Origin of the sequence: Nocardia sp. NPDC060220 (assembly GCF_042727815.1) — a bacterium.
Taxonomy (GTDB): domain Bacteria; phylum Actinomycetota; class Actinomycetes; order Mycobacteriales; family Mycobacteriaceae; genus Nocardia.
On record NZ_JBHWZY010001023.1, the window covers coordinates 1 to 2,185 of the forward strand.

Sequence of the window (2,185 nt, forward strand, 5' to 3'; positions counted from 1 at the left end):
GCTTCTTCGCAGACCGTGTGCAGACCCTCGGATTTCACCAGGCTCTTGAGCTCGGTGTATTCGGGGCCCATGGTGGCTCGGGTACGAATCCACTTGGGTTTGCGCTCAATCGGGGTCTCCGCGTTGCGCGCTTCGATGCGCAGCAGCTTGCGTCCGGCGGGGGCAGAGGCGTCTACGGAACTCACCGGACCGACTCTACGCTCGGGGCCTGCGCGTTCGCCGGTGCGGTGGTGCGATCAATGTCATGCGGCGAGACGGGAATTTCGCCGTCGAGCGCGGCAACAATCGCGGCGGCGACGAGAGGCTTGAGCTCGGCGACGGTGATTTCGCGGCCGAGTTCGCGGGTCAGGGTGGTGACGCCGGCGTCCTTGATGCCGCAGGGCACGATCGCCTGGAAGCCGTCGAGGACGGAATTGCAGTTCAGGGAGATGCCGTGCAGGGCGACACCGCGCTGCACGCGCACCCCGATCGCGGCGATCTTGCGCTCGGCGAGCAGCTCGGTGGCGGGCAGCCACACCCCGGAGCGGCCGTCGATGCGGCCGCAAGTGATGCCGAGCCCGGACACGACCTGGATCAGGGCCTCTTCCAGGCGCCGGACGTAGTGGACGACATCGACGGGCTCGGCGAGGCGGATGATCGGGTAGCCGACCAGCTGGCCGGGCCCGTGCCAGGTGATCTTGCCGCCGCGGTCGACCTGCACCACCGGGCTGCCGTCGATCGGCAGATCCTCGGTCTCGGTGCGGCGGCCCGCGGTGTAGACCGACGGGTGTTCGAGCACGAACAGCCGGTCGGAACCTTCGCCAGCGGCGCGCTGATCGGCGGTCTGCCGTTGCAGTTCCCAGGCGGCGTGATAGTCGATGAGTCCGAGATCCTCGACCACGATCGGGGTCGTATCGAATCGAGCGGACGCGGTGGGGCGCGTGTCGTTCACCGTTCTGACGTTACGCCGGGGGTCCGGTGCGGCCAAAGAGGGTCTCAGGGTTCGACCGGGAAGTTGCGCTGCATCAGAGTCAGGTCCATCCAGCGGCCGAATTTGTGGCCGACCTCGGGGAGTTCACCGACGGTGTGGAAACCGAAGCGTTCGTGCAGGACTATCGACGCGCTGTTGGTGGACTCGATGGCGGCGATCATTGCGTGCACGCGACCGGAATCGATGGCGCGCGCGATCAATTCGGTGAGCAGGGTGGTGGCTACGCCGCGGCGCTGGAAACCGCTGTCGACGTAGACCGAGTTCTCGACGGTGAAGCGGTAGCCGGACTTGGGACGCCACTGGCCGTAGGAGGCGTAGCCGGCCACCTCGCCGTCGATTTCGGCGATCAGGATCGGCATGGCGGCATCGGTACGGGTGGCGAACCAGGTGAGGCGGTCGTCCAGGTCCACTTCGTCGGTGTCCCAGATCGCGGTCGACTCGGCGATGTTGGTGTTGTGGATGGCGAGGACGGCGGGGAGGTCGGCCTTGTCGGCGTCGCGGATCAGCATCGGCTCACCCTCTGCCGACAGCGGCGGCCAGCGCGGCGCCGATGGTCGGGTGCTGGTAGGTGTACCCGGCCTCTTCCAGCACCGCGGGGATGGCGCGTGGGCCGTGCAGGATCGAGTCGGCCAGCTCGCCGACCAGGGCTTGCAGGGCGAAACCGGGGACGATGAACGGGGTCGGCCGGCGTAGTGCGCGGCCGAAGGCGCGGTTGAATTCCGCGTTGGTGACGGGGGCGGGGCCGGCGACATTGATCGGGCCGGAGAGCTCGGGGTGGGTGAGCGCGAAGACGATCGCGCCGACCTCGTCGTCGAGGGAGATCCACGGGAGGTACTGGCGGCCGCTGCCGAGGCGTCCGCCCAGACCTGCCCAGTACAGCGGGTGCAACTTGCCGAGCATGCCGCCGTTGCGGGCCAGCACCACGGCACTGCGCAGCAGCACGATGCGCGCGCCCGCTTCGGCGGCCGGTTCGGTGGCGGATTCCCAGTCCCGGCACAGGGTGGCCAGGAAATCCGTACCGGCGGGCGAAGTCTCGTCGACGATCGCGTCACCGGTCCCGCCGCCGTAGTAGTGCGAGCCGCTGGCGTTGACCAGCGTCGGCACACCGGTGGCGGCCACCGCGGTGGCCAGGACATCGGTGGGAGTGTTGCGGCGGTCACCCCGCAACAGCGTGTAGCCGCCCGCCCCGCGGCGGGCGGGGGTGGCGGGACCCCC

Annotated in this window: 3 protein-coding genes and 1 pseudogene; all 4 read right to left on the reverse strand. The window is 69.1% G+C overall.

Going from position 1 to position 2,185, the window contains the following annotated elements; translation table 11 throughout:
• Positions 1-185 (reverse strand): annotated as a pseudogene (locus ACFWF3_RS33125) (lipoyl synthase); the annotation flags it as partial.
• Positions 182-931 carry a lipoyl(octanoyl) transferase LipB gene (gene lipB, locus ACFWF3_RS33130; protein ID WP_379317862.1) on the reverse strand — a complete coding sequence of 250 codons (750 nt, stop codon included), beginning with the start codon at positions 929-931 and terminating at the stop codon, positions 182-184. The gene lipB and the pseudogene ACFWF3_RS33125, both read right to left, overlap by 4 nt.
• A 44-nt stretch (positions 932-975) precedes the next feature.
• Positions 976-1,479 (reverse strand): GNAT family N-acetyltransferase, encoded by a 504-nt coding sequence (locus ACFWF3_RS33135; protein ID WP_378992463.1) that lies wholly within the window; start codon positions 1,477-1,479, stop codon positions 976-978.
• A 4-nt stretch (positions 1,480-1,483) separates the two neighbouring features.
• Positions 1,484-2,185 (reverse strand): TIGR01777 family oxidoreductase (locus ACFWF3_RS33140; RefSeq protein WP_379317864.1); only part of this gene is annotated, 702 nt, incomplete at its 5' end.

What these genes read in the sequence shown, in the direction of transcription:
- ACFWF3_RS33135 (WP_378992463.1), bottom strand. Translation starts at nt 1,479, where the DNA reads ATGCTGATCCGCGACGCCGACAAGGCCGACCTCCCCGCCGTCCTCGCC.